The 16,212-nt window shown below is 73.6% G+C and carries 11 protein-coding genes; 4 read left to right on the forward strand and 7 right to left on the reverse strand.

The genetic code is table 11. From position 1 onward, the window contains the following. Nucleotides 1-91 precede the first annotated feature (91 nt). The 5 genes from O7628_RS23805 to O7628_RS23825 form a co-directional block, all read right to left on the reverse strand. Nucleotides 92-1,099, reverse strand: a complete 1,008-nt coding sequence (locus tag O7628_RS23805; protein WP_278133795.1) for a serine hydrolase — start codon at nucleotides 1,097-1,099, stop codon at nucleotides 92-94. A 100-nt stretch (nucleotides 1,100-1,199) separates the two neighbouring features. After that, nucleotides 1,200-2,384 carry a zinc-dependent alcohol dehydrogenase gene (locus O7628_RS23810; RefSeq protein WP_074475874.1) on the reverse strand — a complete coding sequence of 395 codons (1,185 nt, stop codon included), beginning with the start codon at nucleotides 2,382-2,384 and terminating at the stop codon, nucleotides 1,200-1,202. A 591-nt stretch (nucleotides 2,385-2,975) separates the two neighbouring features. After that, on the reverse strand, nucleotides 2,976-3,737 hold the full coding sequence (locus O7628_RS23815; RefSeq protein WP_074475876.1) for a succinate dehydrogenase/fumarate reductase iron-sulfur subunit: 762 nt from the start codon (nucleotides 3,735-3,737) through the stop codon (nucleotides 2,976-2,978). Continuing rightward, nucleotides 3,734-5,671: a fumarate reductase/succinate dehydrogenase flavoprotein subunit gene (locus tag O7628_RS23820; protein ID WP_278133798.1), complete on the reverse strand. Its 1,938-nt coding sequence runs from the start codon at nucleotides 5,669-5,671 to the stop codon at nucleotides 3,734-3,736. The genes O7628_RS23815 and O7628_RS23820 overlap by 4 nt, the downstream gene beginning before the upstream one ends. Before the next feature lie 2 nt (nucleotides 5,672-5,673). Further along, nucleotides 5,674-6,363, reverse strand: coding sequence for a succinate dehydrogenase cytochrome b subunit (locus O7628_RS23825; protein ID WP_255378727.1), 690 nt, complete (start codon nucleotides 6,361-6,363; stop codon nucleotides 5,674-5,676). A gap of 71 nt (nucleotides 6,364-6,434) precedes the next feature. Here O7628_RS23825 and O7628_RS23830 point away from each other — a divergent pair, with 71 nt between their 5' ends. Together O7628_RS23830 and rfbB are read left to right on the forward strand one after the other, a co-directional pair. After that, nucleotides 6,435-7,370: a LysR family transcriptional regulator gene (locus O7628_RS23830; protein WP_278133801.1), complete on the forward strand. Its 936-nt coding sequence runs from the start codon at nucleotides 6,435-6,437 to the stop codon at nucleotides 7,368-7,370. Between the two features lie 168 nt (nucleotides 7,371-7,538). Next, the gene (rfbB, locus tag O7628_RS23835) at nucleotides 7,539-8,579 is read left to right on the forward strand and encodes a dTDP-glucose 4,6-dehydratase (RefSeq protein WP_278133803.1); all 1,041 of its coding nucleotides are present in this window, start codon (nucleotides 7,539-7,541) and stop codon (nucleotides 8,577-8,579) included. 6 nt (nucleotides 8,580-8,585) lie between these two features. Here the strand turns inward: rfbB and hrpA are convergent, their stop codons facing one another. Next, on the reverse strand, nucleotides 8,586-12,659 hold the full coding sequence (gene hrpA, locus O7628_RS23840; RefSeq protein WP_278133806.1) for an ATP-dependent RNA helicase HrpA: 4,074 nt from the start codon (nucleotides 12,657-12,659) through the stop codon (nucleotides 8,586-8,588). Between the two features lie 124 nt (nucleotides 12,660-12,783). Here hrpA and O7628_RS23845 point away from each other — a divergent pair, with 124 nt between their 5' ends. Both O7628_RS23845 and O7628_RS23850 read left to right on the forward strand, forming a co-directional pair. Beyond that, entirely contained in the window at nucleotides 12,784-13,158 is a 375-nt protein-coding gene (locus O7628_RS23845) for a cytidine deaminase (RefSeq protein WP_278133808.1), read from the forward strand. Between the two features lie 95 nt (nucleotides 13,159-13,253). Next, nucleotides 13,254-15,197, forward strand: coding sequence for a multicopper oxidase domain-containing protein (locus tag O7628_RS23850; RefSeq protein WP_278133810.1), 1,944 nt, complete (start codon nucleotides 13,254-13,256; stop codon nucleotides 15,195-15,197). 71 nt (nucleotides 15,198-15,268) lie between these two features. Here O7628_RS23850 and O7628_RS23855 read toward each other — a convergent pair whose 3' ends face one another. After that, nucleotides 15,269-16,156, reverse strand: a complete 888-nt coding sequence (locus O7628_RS23855; protein WP_278133812.1) for a fructosamine kinase family protein — start codon at nucleotides 16,154-16,156, stop codon at nucleotides 15,269-15,271. Nucleotides 16,157-16,212 lie beyond the last annotated feature (56 nt).

Here is a 16,212-nt window from a genome sequence, read left to right on the forward strand (position 1 = left end):
CGGTGTCCCGCAGTACACCGTAGTCCGCCACCGCACCCGCGCGCCGCGCAGCCGGGCGCGCGGGTGCGGCCCGCTGGCCGCGTGGCGTGGATCAGCCGCCGTTGCTCGGCCGCTGGACGGCGGCCCGGTGGGCCGGGCCGACGCCGGCCAGCCCCGCGACGGCGGTCAGGAAGACGCGGCCCAGCCGGGCCCGGGCCTGCACCGCCGGGTGGGTCGCGCCGAAGTCGCCCGCACCGGCCTGCCCGTCGGCGAACAGCGCGTACGTCAGCACCGGCGCGCCGGCGGCGTCGAAGACGATCCCGGCCTCGTGCCGGGCCGTGTCGAACCAGCCCGCCTTGGTGGCGACCTGCGCCCGCTCGGTCGAGGACATCTCACGCCGCACCCCGTCGGTGAACGCGATGGGGGAGCGCAGCAGGCCGAGCAGGAACGCCGTCGAGGACGCCGACAGCAGCGTGCCGCCCACCAGCTTCCGCAGCAGGTCGTGCGTCTCCCGTGGGGTGCTCGTGCCGAGGTAGAACCGGTTCGGGTTGGCCACCGGCTGCACCTGCGTGTTCGGGAAGCCCTTCGCGACGAGGATCTGGTTCAGCTCGGCGGCCGGGCAGACCAGGCCGCAGAGCCGCACGGCGGTGTCGTCGGAGACCGTCAGCAGGGCCGCCAGGGCGTGCCCCAGGGTGACGCTGCTCGGGTACGCGCCGTCGAGGCTGAAGATGCCGTCGCCGCCGGGGATCACGATGGACGCGGTCACGTCGACCCGCTGGGCGAGCGTGAGCAGCCCCCGGTCGACCTTGTCCAGCACCGCCACGGCCACGGCGATCTTGTTGACGCTGTACGCCTCGATCCGCCGGTCCGCCTCGTCGGCGACGGCCACCAGCGGCGCGGCGGAGCCGTTGGCGACGCTCACGTACGCCTGCCAGTTGCCCCCGGCCCGCGCGGTCTCCTGCGCGTAGCCCGCGGCGACCTGGGCGGCAGCCTCGGCCGGGGTGGCCGCCGCCCGGGGCCGGGCGGCGGCGGAGGCGGGCGCGGCGGCGCCGAGCACCGTGCCGGCGGTGGCCACCGTGCCGATGCCCAGCGCGGCCCTGCGGTTCACTCTGATCGTCACTCGTGTCTCCCCGTGGGTGGTAACGGATCGTCCGTCCCGCCACCCTAGGCGAAGTCGTCGCTTTCCGTGTGCCCGGCGGTCGCTCATCGTGATCGACGACTCACGGCGCGAGCACGACCTTGACGCAGCCGTCCTCCTTCTTCTGGAACATCTCGTACGCCTGCGGCGCGCGCGCCAGCGGCATCCGGTGAGTCCGCAGGTCCGCCACGCCCAGCGGGTCGTCGTCCCCGGCGAGCAGCGGGACGATCTCGTCGGTCCACCGGCGCACGTGGCACTGCCCCATCCGCAGTTGGACGCCCCGGTCGAACATCTCCATCAGCGGCAGCGGGTCGACCTCGCCGCCGTACACGCCGGAGATCGAGACGGTGCCGCCCCGGCGGACCGCCTTGAGGGCGGCCTTGAGCACGGTCAGCCGGTCCACGCCGGCCCGGTCGATCATCGCGTCGGCCAGCCGGTCCGGCAGCAGGCCGGCGGCGGTCTGGGCGAGCTTCCCCGACGTGGAGCCGTGGGCCTCCATGCCGACCGCGTCGATCACGGCGTCGGGGCCGCGCCCGTCGACCAGGTCGATCAGCGCGCCCGGCACGTCGTCGAGCTGGCTGACGTCGAGCGCCTCGACGCCGTGCCGGCGGGCCATCTCCAGGCGCTCCGGCACCAGGTCCAGGCCGATCACCCGGCCCGCGCCGAGGTGCCGGCCGATCCGGGCGCAGAACTGCCCGACCGGGCCGAGCCCGAACACGGCGAGCGTGCCGCCGGGCGGGGTGTCGGCGTACCGCACCGCCTGCCAGGCGGTCGGCAGGATGTCGGACAGGTACAGCCACCGCTCGTCCGGGCCGGTCTGCGGGACCTTGATCGGGCCGAACTGGGCGTGCGGCACCCGCAGGTACTCGGCCTGCCCGCCGGGCACCGACCCGTACAGCGAGGTGTAGCCGAACAGCGCCGCGCCCTTGCCCTCGGCCGTGACCTGGGTGGTCTCACACTGGGCGTAGAGCTGCCGGTCGCACATCCAGCACGATCCGCAGGCGATGTTGAACGGGACCACGACCCGGTCGCCCGGCCTGAGCCGGGTCACCCCGGGCCCGACCTCCTCGACGATGCCCATCGGCTCGTGGCCGAGGACGTCACCGGGCTTCAGGTACGGCCCGAGCACCTCGTACAGGTGCAGGTCCGATCCGCAGATCGCGGTGGAGGTGATCCGGACGATCGCGTCCGTCGGCTCCTCGATGCGCGGGTCGGGCACGTCCTCGACCCGAACGTCCCGCCTGCCCTGCCAGGTCAGTGCCTTCATGCCCGTGTGTCCCCTCGTCGGCGTGCCGTCCCCCGGACTGCTACCCGGCTGCCGGTGCTTGAACCGCGCGGGCGGGCGGCGGCCCGCCGCGGCCGTGTGCCCGCGCGGGACCCGGGCACGTCGAGGGACGGGACGACCGGGGGACGGGCTGGCCCGGGGCGGGGGACGCCGAGGGGCAGGAGCCGCCGACCGTGCCTAGGGAGCTGATGTCGTAGCTGACTCACGGCTGCCGTGGCCGACCCGCGGCGCGCCAGCGCGCCACCACCCGGCAGCCCGCGCGCCACCACCCGGCACCCCGCGCATCCGCGCGCCGGTAGTCGGCGGCGGATGCGCCGCCCCCGGCACCCAGTCCGCGTCAGGCACTCCGCGCGTCGCGCCGAAAGGGCTGGGGGCTGTGGGTGCGATGTCGTATCTGACTCAGCTCCCTAGTGCCCGCGACGGGTGGTCCTCCCAGCGGCTGCGGCCGCCGGGCACGGAGCCGGCCGCCGGCCCGGAGGGGCACGGCGGCCGGCGCGTCGGATGGCGGGACCCGGGGCGGGACCCCGGGCTGGAGTCGGGGCTCGGGCCAGGGGCTCGGGTCGGAGGCCGGGGTCAGGAGCCGGGCGTGCCGCCGCGCTTGGCGGTGGCCGCCAGGTAGTCGCGGTTGAGCCGGCCGATGGTGTTCAGCGGGATCCCCTTCGGGCAGACCGCGGTGCACTCGCCGGTGTTGGTGCAGCCGCCGAAGCCCGCCTCGTCGTGCGCGTCGACCATGCCGAGGACCCGGGTGTACCGCTCCGGCTGACCCTGCGGCAGCAGCGAGAGCTGGGTGACCTTGGCGGCGGTGAACAGCATGCCGGAACCGTTCGGGCAGGCCGCCACGCAGGCGCCGCAGCCGATGCAGGCGGCCGAGGAGAACGCGGCGTCGGCGTCGGCCTTGGGGACCGGCACGGAGTGGGCCTCGGGGGCGCTGCCGGTCGGCGCGGTGATGTACCCGCCGGCGGCGATGATCTTGTCGAAGGCGCTCCGGTTGACCACCAGATCCTTGATCACCGGGAAGGCCCGCGCCCGCCACGGCTCGATGTCGATCGTGTCACCGTCGGAGAACTGTCGCATGTGCAGCTGGCAGGCGGTGGTGCCGCGCTGCGGACCGTGCGCGTCACCGTTGATCATCAGGCCGCACATGCCGCAGATGCCCTCGCGGCAGTCGTGGTCGAACGCCACCGGCTCCTCGCCGGAGAGGATCAGCCGCTCGTTGAGCACGTCGAGCATCTCCAGGAACGACATGTCGGGGGAGACGTCGTCGACCTGGTAGGTCACCATCCGGCCCTTGTCGGCGGGGCCGGACTGGCGCCAGATGCGCAGGGTCAGGTTCACTTGTAGCTCCGCTGCGTCGGGTGCACGTACTCGAACTTGAGGTCTTCCTTGTGCAGCACGGCCGGCTCGTCGCCGCCGGTGTACTCCCAGGCCGCCACGTAGGCGAACCGGTCGTCGTCGCGCTGCGCCTCGCCGTCGGGGGTCTGGTGCTCGGCCCGGAAGTGGCCGCCGCAGGACTCCTCGCGGTGCAGGGCGTCGACGCACATCAGCTCGGCCAGCTCGAAGAAGTCGGCCACCCGGCCGGCCTTCTCCAGCGACTGGTTGAGCCCGTCGCCGTCGCCGGGGACGCGGACCCGCTTCCAGAACTCCCCGCGCAGCGCCCGGATCTCGTCGATGGCCTTGCGCAGACCGGCCTCGCTGCGCTCCATGCCGCAGTGCTCCCACATGATCTGGCCCAGCTCGCGGTGGAACGAGTCGACCGTCCGGTCGCCGTCGACGGCGAGCAGCCGCCGGATCCGGTCCTCGACGTCGCGCCGCGCCGCCACCGCCTCCGGGTGGCTGGCGTCGACCCGCTCGAACGGCCCGGCCGCCAGGTAGTTGGCGATCGTGTTGGGCAGCACGAAGTAGCCGTCGGCGAGGCCCTGCATCAGCGCGGACGCGCCGAGCCGGTTCGCGCCGTGGTCGGAGAAGTTCGCCTCGCCGATCACGAACAGGCCGGGGATGGTCGACTGGAGGTCGTAGTCGACCCAGAGGCCGCCCATCGTGTAGTGCACGGCGGGGTAGATCCGCATCGGCACCTCGTACGGGTCCTCGCCGGTGATCCGCTCGTACATCTCGAAGAGGTTGCCGTACTTGGCCTCGATGGCCTTGCGGCCGAGGCGGTCGATGGCGTCGGCGAAGTCGAGGTAGACGCCGAGCCCGCCGGGGCCCACGCCGCGCCCGGCGTCGCAGACGTTCTTCGCCGCCCGGGAGGCGATGTCGCGGGGCACCAGGTTGCCGAAGGACGGGTAGATCCGTTCGAGGTAGTAGTCCCGCTCTTCCTCAGGGATGTCCTTCGGGGCGCGGTCGTCGCCCTTGGCCTTCGGCACCCACACCCGGCCGTCGTTGCGCAGCGACTCGCTCATCAGCGTCAGCTTCGACTGGTGGTCGCCGGAGACGGGGATGCAGGTCGGGTGGATCTGCGTGTAGCAGGGGTTGGCGAAGTACGCGCCCCTGCGGTGCGCCCGCCAGGTGGCGGTGACGTTGCAGCCCTTGGCGTTGGTGGAGAGGTAGAAGACGTTGCCGTAGCCGCCGGAGGCCAGCACCACCGCGTCGGCGAACTCGCTGGTGATCTCGCCGGTGACCAGGTCCCGCACGACGATGCCCCGGGCCCGGCCGTCGACGACGATCAGCTCCAGCATCTCGTGCCGGGCGTTCATCTCCACGTTGCCCAGCCCGATCTGCCGCTCCAGGGCCTGGTACGCCCCGAGCAGGAGCTGCTGGCCCGTCTGCCCCCGGGCGTAGAAGGTGCGCTGCACCTGCGCGCCGCCGAAGGAGCGGGTGTCGAGCAGGCCGCCGTACTCGCGGGCGAACGGCACGCCCTGGGCGACGCACTGGTCGATGATGTTGACCGAGACCTCGGCCAGCCGGTGCACGTTGGACTCGCGGGAGCGGAAGTCGCCGCCCTTGACGGTGTCGTAGAACAGCCGGTGCACCGAGTCGCCGTCGTTGCGGTAGTTCTTGGCGGCGTTGATGCCGCCCTGCGCGGCGATCGAGTGGGCCCGGCGCGGGCTGTCCTGGTAGCAGTACGACCGGACCCGGTAGCCCTGCTCGGCCAGCGTGGCGGCGGCCGAGCCGCCGGCCAGGCCGGTGCCGACCACGATCACCGTCAGCTTGCGCCGGTTGGCCGGGTTGACCAGCTTGGCCTCGAAGCGGCGGCGCTCCCAGCGGGTCTCGATCGGACCCTGCGGGGCCCGGGCGTCGGCGATCGGGTCGCCCTCGGTGAACAGGTCCATGGTCAGGCCACCAATCCGGTGAGTACGGCGAAGGGGACCACGAGGTAGCCGGCGCAGAGCACGACGGCGAAGCCCAGCGCGGCGGCGCGCGCCCGGCGCTCCCCGGCGGGGGTCTGCTGGCCGAGGCTGCGGAACGCGCTGAACGCGCCGTGGCGCAGGTGGAACCCGAGCGCCACGACCGCCAGCGTGTAGAAGAGGGTGACGTACCACCGCTCCGGCGCGAAGTCGGCGACCACGTTGCCGTACGGGCGGCCCGGGACGCCCTCGGGGTTGAGGTGGCCGGTGGTCAGGTCCAGGATGTGGTAGATCACGAAGAGCAGGATGATCACGCCGCCCCAGCGCATCGTGCGGGCCGCGTAGCTGCCGTTGACCTTCTTGCGGTGCGCGTACCGGACCGGGCGGGCCGCGCGGGCGCGCACCGCGAGCACCGTGGCGGCCCCGATGTGGGCCAGCACGGCCGCCAGCAGCGCGGTGCGCTGGATCCACAGGAACCAGGTCGACGGCAGCAGCGGGGTGCCGATCTCCCGCAACCAGTGCGCGTAGTGGTCGAACGCGGTCTCGCCCGTGAAGATCTTCAGGTTGCCGAGCATGTGCGCGACGAGGAACAGCACCAGCAGGATGCCCGTCACCGCCATGACGGCCTTCAGGCCGACGTTGGACCGGATGGGCGACCGGGATTTCGTGAGTACCACCTGACCGACGCTAGGAGACCTGGAATCAGTCGTCCAATGCATCGAACTCGCAGTCTCGATAGCCATAGGCTATGCCGATGCAGCTGCACCAGCTCCGCTACTTCGTCGCCGTCGCGGAACTACGACATTTCACGCAAGCCGCCGACCTCGTCGGCATCACCCAGCCCTCGTTGAGTAAGCAAATTCACGCCCTGGAGGCCGCCCTCGGGGCCCCGCTGTTCGAGCGGGTGCGGGGCCGGATCGCCCTCACCGCCGCCGGCGAGGTGCTGCTCCCACTGGCCCGGCGCATCCTCGCCGACGTCGACACCGCCACCCGGGAGGTGCAGGAGCTGGTCGGGCTGCGGCGCGGCCGGGTCCGCCTCGGCGCCACCCCGAGCCTCGCCACCTCGCTCGCCCCGCCCGTGCTGCGCCGGTTCCGCGACGCCCACCCCGCCGTCGACCTGCGCGTGGAGGAGGGCGGCTCGCAGGACCTCGTCCGCGACCTGCTGCGCGGCGGCCTCGACCTCGCGCTGATCATCATGCCGGCGCAGGGCGCGGATCCGGGGCTGCACGCCGAGGAGATCCTGCGGGAGAGCCTGGTGGTGGCCTCGCTGGCCGAGGTGCCCGGCGTCTCGGCCGCCGGCGAGCTGCGCGTCACCGACCTGCGCGGTCAGCCCCTGGTCATGTTCCGGGAGGGCTACGACCTGCGCGACGCCACCCTCCAGGCGTGCCGGGAGGCCGGCTTCGAGCCCACCCTGTCGGTCGACGGCGGCGAGATGGACGCCGTGCTCAGCTTCGTCGAGGCGGGGCTCGGGGTGGCGCTGGTGCCCGGCATGGTGGTGGCCCGCCGGCCCGGCGTGCGGGTCACCCGGCTGGCCCCGCCCGGCGTCCGGCGGACCATCGCCGTGGCCCGACGCCGCGACGTGGTGCCCACCCACGCCGGCCGCGAGCTGCGCCGCATCCTGGTGGAGTACGTGCGGGAGGCGGCCGGTCGGGACGACCTGCCGCCCGGGGTGGAGCTCCGCTGACCACCGGGCATCTTGCCCCGAATTCAGAGCGAATATGACCTGGAGGCCACATATCGGGGCCTTTGCGCCTGCTTCGTCGCCTATGGTGAATCCCTGCGCAGGCATGACGCCCGTCGGCCTGCCGAAGAAAGGTCCAAGCGCGGGCTCGCGTGGCAGGGAGGCCACCACATGAGGATCCTGGTTACCGGCGGCGCCGGCTTCATCGGGTCGCACTTCGCCCGGAGCCTGCTGGGCGGGCGGTACGTGGGGTTCGAGGACTGCCACGTCACGGTGCTCGACAAGCTGACCTATGCCAGTGACCGCACCAACCTGCCCGCCCACCACCCGCGCCTCACGTTCGTGCGCGGCGACATCTGCGACCGTCCGCTCCTGGCCGACCTGGTCCCCGGGCACGACGCGGTGGTGCACTTCGCCGCCGAGTCGCACGTCGACCGCTCGATCGACGACCCCGCGCCGTTCTTCGAGACCAACGTCATGGGCTCGCACCACCTGCTGGCCGCCTGCGCCCGCGCCGCCGTCGGGCGGATCGTGCACGTCTCGACCGACGAGGTGTACGGGTCGATCACCGAGGGATCGTGGACCGAGCGCTGCCTGCTGGAGCCCAACTCCCCGTACGCGGCGTCCAAGGCGGCCAGCGACTGCGTCGTGCGCTCCTACTGGCGCACCTACGACGTCGACGTGTCGATCACCCGCTGCGCCAACAACTACGGCCCGTACCAGCACGTGGAGAAGGTCATCCCGCGCTTCGTGACCAGCCTGCTCACCGGCGGGGACATCACCCTGCACGGCGACGGCGGCGCGGTACGCGAGTGGCTGCACGTCGACGACCACTGCCGCGCGATCGCGCTGGTGCTGGCCAAGGGCCGCGCCGGCGAGGTCTACAACATCGGCGGCGACGTCGAGCTGACCAACCGGGCCCTGGCCGAGCAGATCCTGCTGCTGGCCGGGGCCGGCTGGGACCGGGTGCGGCACGTCGCCGACCGCAAGGTGCAGGACCAGCGGTACTCCCTGGACTACACGAAGATCTCCGAGGAGCTGGGCTTCGCGCCGCAGATCCGGTTCGCCGACGGGCTGGCCGAGGTCTTCCACTGGTACCGGGCGAACCGGGCCTGGTGGGCGCACGCCTACCCGGAGGCCCGCCCCGGCGCGCTGAGCAACTCGGTGCGGGGGCTGCCGACCGGCCGGGCCGTGCCCGCCCCCGTGCACTGACCCGGCTCAGCGGCCCTCGGCATCGTCCATGGCCCGGTAGATCCGCTGCTCCGACACCGGGTACGGGGTGCCGAGGGCCTGGGCGAACACGTTCACCCGCAGCTCCTCGATCATCCAGCGGATCTGCCGGACCGCCGCCGACCCGCGCCGGCCCGGCGGCAGCGCGGCGAGCAGGTCGGCGTACTCCTTCTGCACCGCCGCCACCCGGTCCTGCTGCTGGCGGTCCCGCTGCGGGTTGCCCGGCAGCCGGTCGAGCCGCCGCTCGATCGCCGTGAGGTAGCGCAGCAGGTCGGGCAGGCGGGCGTAGCCGGTCTCGGTGACGAACCCCTTGTGCACCAGCCCCGAGAGCTGGGCCCGGATGTCGGCCAGGGCGGCCACCACGGCGAGGTTCTGGGTCTTGCCGAGCCGCTGCTCGACGGCGTACCCGGCGGCGAGCACCTGCCGTACCCGGCCCATCACGTCGACGACGGTGTCCACCAGGTCGGCGCGGACCCGGTCCCGCAGGGCGGCGAAGCCGGCGGCGTCCCAGGCCGGGCCGCCCGCGTCGGTGATCAGCTTGTCGATCGCCGCCCCGGACGCGTCGGCGATCAGCTCCTGCACCCCGCCGTGCGGGTTGCGGCTCAGCGCCAGCTTCGCCTCGTTGGACAGCCGCCCCTGGAGGAACTTCGCCGGCGACGGCACGGTCAGCCGCAGCAGCCGCCGGGTGCCCGCCCAGTGCGCGGCGGCCTGCTCGGCCTCGGAGTCGAAGACCTTCACCCCGACGGTGGGCCCCTCGTCGACCAGCGCCGGGTACGCGGTCACCGCGTATCCGGCGCGCACCTGCTCGATGGTGCGCGGAAGGTCGCCGATGTCCCACTGCGTGAGGCCCGTGCGGGCGACGTCCGGTGCGGCGGCGGCCACCACCTGCCGTACCTCCTGGCGGAGCTGGCGTTGCAGCGCCGGCAGGTCCTTGCCCTCGGCGACCGGCCTGTTCTCCTCGTCGAGCACCCGGAAGCTGACCCGCAGGTGGGCGGGGAGCTTCCCCGGCTCCCAGGCGTCGCGGGGCACGGTGACCCCGGTCATCCGGCGCAACTGCCGGGTCAGCGCGTCCAGCAGCGGCTCCTGCCCGGGGGTGATCGCCGCGAGCGCGGCCCGCGCGTAGTCGGGGACGGGGACGAAGTTGCGCCGGATCGCCTTGGGCAGCGACCGGATCAGGGCGATCACCAGCTCCTCGCGCAGCCCGGGGACCTGCCAGTCGAAGCTCTCCGCCGGCACCTGGTTGAGCAGCGGCAGCGGGATGTCCACCGTCACGCCGTCGGTGGGGGTGCCCGGGTCGAACGTGTACGTCAGCGGCAGGGTGACCCCGTCGGCGCGCCACTCGTCGGGGTAGTCGGCCTCGTCGAGCCCGCCCCGGCCGGCGTTGACCAGCAGCTCCCGGGTGAAGGTGAGCAGGTCGGGCCGCTGTCGCCGTTCCTTCTTCCACCAGGCGTCGAAGTGCCGGCCGGAGACCACGTCGGCCGGGATCCGCGCGTCGTAGAAGGCGAAGATCGTCTCGTCGTCGACCAGGATGTCCCGCCGCCGGGCCCGGTTCTCCAGCTCCTCGATCTCGGCGAGCAGCTTCTGGTTGTCCCGCCAGAACTGGTGGTGGGTGGTCCAGTCGCCCTCCACCAGGGCGTGCCGGACGAACAGCTCGCGCGACAGCGCCGGGTCGACCCGCCCGAAGTTGACCTTCCTGGCGGTGACCAGCGGGACGCCGTACAGGGTGACCTTCTCGTAGGCCAGCACCGCCGCCTGCTTCTTCTCCCAGTGCGGCTCGCTGTAGCTGCGCTTGACCAGGTGCTGCGCCAGCGGCTCGACCCACTCCGGCTCGATGCGGCCGGCGACCCGCCCCCACAGCCGGGAGGTCTCCACCAGCTCGGCGGCCATCACCCAGCGCGGCGGCTTCTTGAACAGCGCCGAGCCGGGGAACAGGGCGAACTTCGCCCCGCGCGCCCCGAGGTACTCGTGCTTCTGCGGGTCCTTCAGCCCGATGTGCGACAGCAGGCCCGGCAGCAGCGACTGGTGCACCTTCGGGGTGTCGATCTCCTCCGGCAGGTCCGCGCCGGCCCCGCGCCGGCCGTCGCCCTTCTCCGCCGTACGCAGCACCTGGCGCACCTGGCTGACGATGTCCTGCCACTCGCGTACCCGCAGGTAGTTGAGGTACTCGGCCCGGCACATCCGGCGGAACGCGCTGGAGGACAGCTCCCGCTGCTGCTCGCGCAGGTGCCGCCACAGGTTCAGGTACGCGACGAAGTCCGACTCCCTGTCGGCGAACCTCGCGTGCGCCTGGTCGGCCTGGGCCTGTTTCTCCGCCGGCCGCTCGCGCGGGTCCTGGATGGACAGCGCGGCGGCGATGACGACGACCTCGGTGGCGCAGCCGTTGCGCTCGCCCTCGATCACCATCCGGGCGAGCCTGGGGTCGACCGGGAGCTGCGCCAGCCGCCCGCCCAGCGGGGTGAGCCGCTTCGCCGGGTCGGTCTCGGTCGGGTCGAGCGCGCCCAGCTCGTGCAGCAGGTTGACGCCGTCGGCGATGTTGCGCTTGTCCGGTGGGTCGATGAACGGGAACGCCGCCACGTCGCCCAGCCCGATCGAGGTCATCTGGAGGATGACCGAGGCCAGGTTGGTGCGCAGGATCTCCGGGTCGGTGAACTCGGGGCGGGAGTCGAAGTCGGACTCGTCGTAGAGGCGGATGCAGATGCCGTCCGAGGTGCGCCCGCAGCGGCCCTTGCGCTGGTTGGCCGACGCCTGCGACACCGGTTCGATGGGCAGCCGCTGCACCTTGAGCCGGCTGGAGTAGCGGGAGATCCGGGCGGTGCCCGGGTCCACCACGTACTTGATGCCGGGCACGGTCAGCGAGGTCTCCGCGACGTTGGTGGCGAGCACCACCCGCCGCGCGGTGTGCGGGGCGAACACCCGGTGCTGCTCGGCGGCCGACAGCCGGGCGTACAGGGGCAGGATCTCGGTGCCCAGCAGCGACCGTCTGGACTGCACGAGCTTGCCCAGCGCGTCGGCGGTGTCCCGGATCTCGCGTTCGCCGGAGAGGAAGACCAGGATGTCGCCCGGCCCCTCGGCGGCCAGCTCCTCGACGGCGTCGCCGATGGCCTGGATCTGGTCGCGGACGTTCTCCTCGTCGTCGCCGGAGTCGTCCTCGCTCTCGCTGACCTCGACCAGCGGCCGGTAGCGCACCTCGACCGGGTAGGTGCGCCCGGACACCTCGACGACCGGGGCGGGGCGGCCCTCGGCGTCGGCGAAGTGCCTGGCGAACCGGTCGGTCTCGATGGTCGCGGAGGTGATGACCACCTTGAGGTCGGGGCGGCGGGGGAGGAGCTGGCGCAGGTAGCCGAGGATGAAGTCGATGTTGAGGCTGCGCTCGTGCGCCTCGTCGATGATCAGCGTGTCGTACTGGCGCAGCATCCGGTCGGTCTGCAGCTCGGCGAGCAGGATGCCGTCGGTCATCAGCTTGACCAGGGTGCGGTCGCTCACCTGGTCGGTGAACCGGACCTTGTAGCCGACCACGTCGCCCAGCTCGGTGCCGAGCTCCTCGGCGATGCGGTCGGCGACGGTGCGGGCGGCCAGCCGCCGGGGCTGGGTGTGCCCGATCAGCCCGTGGACGCCGCGCCCCAGCTCCAGGCAGATCTTGGGGAGCTGGGTGGTCTTGCCGGAGCCGGTCTCGCCGGCCACGATCACCACCTGGTGGTCCCGGATCGCGGCGGCCAGGTCGTCGGAGCGCTCGCTGACCGGCAGCCCCGCCGGGTACCTGATCGGGGGCACCGCCGCCCGGCGGTCGGCGAGCCGCTGCTCGGCGCGGGCGACGTCGGCGGTGATCTCGGCGAGCGCGGCCTCGCGCCGCTGCGGGTCGCGCAGCCGGCGCACCCCGTCGAGGCGTCGCTGGAGTCGGCGCTGGTCGCGGAACATCAGGGCGGGCAGGCGGCGGTGCAGCTCGCGGAGGCCGTGGGACGCGGCGGGCCCGGCGGTGGGCTCGGGGGCTGCGGCGGGAGCGGCGGCTGCGGTGGGCCCGGCGGTGGGCCCGGCGGCTGCGGCGGGAGCGGCTGGATTCTGCATGTCGTCGCCAAGGATAGGCAGCCGCGGGCGGGACCGCCCCCGGGTTACCGGTCGCCAGGGCTGCCGCCCGGGCGGCAGCCGTCTAGAGTTGGCCGCCGATCGACGCCGACCACGGGGGCCTGGGATGAGCATGCGAGACACCGACCGGGCGCTGGTGCAGGCGGCCACGGCCGTGGCGAAGCTGCGCTGCCGCAGCGACCGGCACACCGTCGCCGCGGCCGCGCGTACCGCCGCCGGTCGGGTCTTCAGCGGCGTGAACGTCCACCACGTCACCGGCGGGCCGTGCGCCGAGGTGGTGGTGGTCGGGGCCGCCGCCACCCAGGGGGAGACGGAGCTGGAGACCATCGTGGCGGTGGGCGACCGGGGTCGGGACGTCCTGACCCCCTGCGGCCCGTGCCAGCAGGTGCTGCGGGACTACTTCCCGTCGATCCGCGTCATCGTCGGTCCGACGGACGCGCTGCGCGCCGTGCCGGTCGCCGAGCTGCTGCCCGAGGAGTAGTCCCGCCTGACCGTTAGAAACCGTTTCGTCCCCTCAAAGGAGTAAGGGCGACGTTTCGGCATTTTGGTGAGCAATGCTCGTTCTAGCCTCGCGGCATGGTGACCCGTAGACGACTCATCGCCGCCGGTGCCGCCGGCGGCGCCGCCCTGCTGCTGCCCGCCGGCCGCACCACCGCCGCCCCGACGACCGCCCTGATCGACCCCCGTGCCGTGCCCAAGTACGTCACCCCGCTGCCCGTGCCGTCGACCATGCCCACCTCCCGCACCGGCGGCGGCGTCGACGAGTACGTGGTCGCCGTCCGCCAGTTCCGCCAGCAGGTCCTCCCGGCCGGGCTGCCGGCGACGACCGTCTGGGGCTTCGGCTCGCCCGCCCACCCGGGCAGCTTCACCTATCCCGGCCCCACCATCGCCGCCACCGTCGGCCGCCCGGTCCGGGTGACCTGGTGCAACCAGCTCGTCGACGAGCGGGGCCGCTACCTGCCGCACCTGCTGCCGGTCGACCCGACGCTGCACTGGGCCAACCCGACCGGCGGCGTCGACGGCCGCGACCACCGGCCGCACTTCACCAGCACCCCCGGCCCGTACCGGGGGCCCGTCCCGACCGTCATGCACGTGCACGGCGGGCACAACCGGCAGGAGAGCGACGGCCACCCCGAGGCGTGGTACCTCCCCGCGGCCCGGGACCTGCCCGCCGGGTGCGCCGCCGGCGGCTCGGCCTACGGCGAGTTCCGGGAGCTGGCAGCCGAGCGGACTGGCGTCCGCTGCGCCCCCGGCACGGCCGGCATGGAGTACGCCAACGACCAGCGCCCGACGACCCTCTGGTACCACGATCACACCCTGGGCATGACCCGGGTGAACCTCTACGCCGGCCTGGCCGGCTTCTACCGGCTCAGCGGCGGCCCCGACGACCTGCCGCCCGGGGTGCTGCCCGGCTCGCTGCCCGGGGAGGCGGGGTGCGACCTGCCGCTGCTGATCCAGGACCGCACCTTCCGCCCCGACGGCTCGCTCTGGTATCCCGACAGCCGGGCCGACTTCGACGACTACCCCGGCCCGTACCTGCCGGGGACCGACGTGTCGCCGATCTGGAACCCCGAGTTCTTCGGCGCCGCCATGGTGGTCAACGGCGCGACCTGGCCGGTGCTGCGGGTGCAGCGGCGGCGCTACCGGTTCCGGCTGCTCAACGGCTGCAACGCCCGGTTCCTGATGCTGTCGGTCACCGACCACCCGACCCGCCGCCCGGCCCGGCCGGCGCTGCCGCTGTGGCAGGTCGGCAGCGACGGCGGTTTCCTGCCCGAGCCCGTGGCCGCGCCCCGGATCCTGCTCGCCAACGGCCAGCGGGCCGACCTCGTGGTCGACTTCACCGACGTGCCGGCCGGCACCGAGCTGTACCTGGTCAACGAGGGCCCCGACGAGCCGTTCTGCGGCGGCGCGCCGGGGACGGACTTCCCCCCGGCCGACCCGCGGACGACCGGGCAGGTGCTCAAGTTCGTGGTGGACGACCGGGCCGGCGTCGACCGGAGCGTCCCGCCCGGGGAGCTGTCGCTGCCGGCGTGCGCCCCGCTGCCGGCCGCCCGGGGCGTCCGGCGGCTCTCCCTCAACGAGCAGGAGTCCTCGGCCGGCCCGGTGCGGGCCCTGCTGGGCGTCGTCGCCGCGAGCGGCCGGCCGGTGCCGCTGAGCTGGGACGCGCCGGTGACCGAGACGCCCGCCCTCGGCGTGACCGAGGAGTGGGAGTTGCGCAACTGCACCGAGGACGCCCACCCGATCCACGTGCACCAGGTGCAGTTCCAGGTGCTCGGGCGGGGGCACGACGGCCACACCCCGCCCGGCCCCGCGGAGGCCGGCTTCCACGACACCGTGGTCGCGTACCCGGGGCAGTTGACCCGGATCAAGGTCCGCTTCGACCTGCCGGGACGCTTCGTGTGGCACTGCCACCTGTTGGAGCACGAGGACAACGAGATGATGCGCCCGATCGAGGTGCTGCCGTCCGGGGCCGCCGAGGGCGGGGACGGCTCCTCCCGGCGCGTGGGGGCCGCAGGCTGACCGGTCGCCGCCTGCGGGCCGGGCCGGGCTGGACCGGCGTGGCGTGGCGGGCCGGGTCGTGGTGGGGCGGGTCAGCCCCGCGCCCGGAACGGTGCCAGCGTGGCGCGGATCGTCTCGGCGGCGCCCCAGTCGTCGTCGAACTGGGCCAGCACCGCCAGGTGCTGTCGTAGCTGGATGATCGGCATGCGGGCCGGCCAGCCGTCGTCGAGACCGGTCAGCTCGGCGTAGACGGCGAAGAACCGGCGCGCCTCCGGCGGCGGCGCCGTGCTCCAGAGGTGGGCCAGGTCCACCTCCGCCCACAGGTACGACACCGCCGGGTCGATCAGCGCCGCCCGCCCGTCCGCGGTGGCCAGGACGTTCTGGGCCCACAGGTCGCCGTGCGTCAGGCAGGCCGGCCGGTCCGGCAGCAGCTCGGGGAGCCGGTCACACAGCCGTTCCAGCGCGGCCCGGTCGGCGGGCCCGAGCGCCGCCTCGACGCGGGGCTCGGTGAGCCAGCGGAGCAACCGGCGCTCCGCGAAGAAGGCGAAGCCGTCGTCGGCCCATGTGTTGAGCTGCGGGCGACGCCCCAACCAGTTGTCGCGGTGCCAGCCGAAGCGGGGGTGGAGGGTGCCCGTGTGCAGGTGGGCCAGCGCGTGCGCGAACTCCTCCCAGAAGGCCCCGCTGCGGGGTCTCGGCCGCAGCAGCGACAGCACGAGCACCTCCTGGTTCGCCACGATCACCTCGGGGGTCTCCTGCCCGCCGAGCTCCCGCAGGGCCGCCAGCCCCTCGGCCTCCGCGACGAAGGCGTCACCGACGCCGTCCGGCGCTTCGGCGAAGGTCTTGACGAAGACCGGCGGCCCGTTCTCGCGGTGGGCTGTCCCGGCGAGGGCGGCGAGCCCACCGCTGGCCGGGACGACGGTGACGACGTCGCGGATCCCCGCCCGCGACAACCGCTGGGCCAGAAGGTGTGTCGGGGGCATCGGCAGTGGTCTCCTCCGGTCGCGGCGTACCCGGGTCTTCGGATCGACGGTGACCA

This window comes from Micromonospora sp. WMMD956, from assembly GCF_029626125.1.
GTDB lineage: Bacteria > Actinomycetota > Actinomycetes > Mycobacteriales > Micromonosporaceae > Micromonospora > Micromonospora carbonacea.

What these genes read in the sequence shown, in the direction of transcription:
- hrpA (WP_278133806.1), bottom strand. Translation starts at nt 12,659, where the DNA reads ATGCAGAATCCAGCCGCTCCCGCCGCAGCCGCCGGGCCCACCGCCGGG.
- O7628_RS23810 (WP_074475874.1), bottom strand. Translation starts at nt 2,384, where the DNA reads ATGAAGGCACTGACCTGGCAGGGCAGGCGGGACGTTCGGGTCGAGGAC.
- O7628_RS23820 (WP_278133798.1), bottom strand. Translation starts at nt 5,671, where the DNA reads ATGGACCTGTTCACCGAGGGCGACCCGATCGCCGACGCCCGGGCCCCG.
- O7628_RS23855 (WP_278133812.1), bottom strand. Translation starts at nt 16,156, where the DNA reads ATGCCCCCGACACACCTTCTGGCCCAGCGGTTGTCGCGGGCGGGGATC.
- O7628_RS23830 (WP_278133801.1), top strand. Translation starts at nt 6,435, where the DNA reads ATGCCGATGCAGCTGCACCAGCTCCGCTACTTCGTCGCCGTCGCGGAA.
- O7628_RS23845 (WP_278133808.1), top strand. Translation starts at nt 12,784, where the DNA reads ATGAGCATGCGAGACACCGACCGGGCGCTGGTGCAGGCGGCCACGGCC.
- rfbB (WP_278133803.1), top strand. Translation starts at nt 7,539, where the DNA reads ATGAGGATCCTGGTTACCGGCGGCGCCGGCTTCATCGGGTCGCACTTC.
- O7628_RS23850 (WP_278133810.1), top strand. Translation starts at nt 13,254, where the DNA reads ATGGTGACCCGTAGACGACTCATCGCCGCCGGTGCCGCCGGCGGCGCC.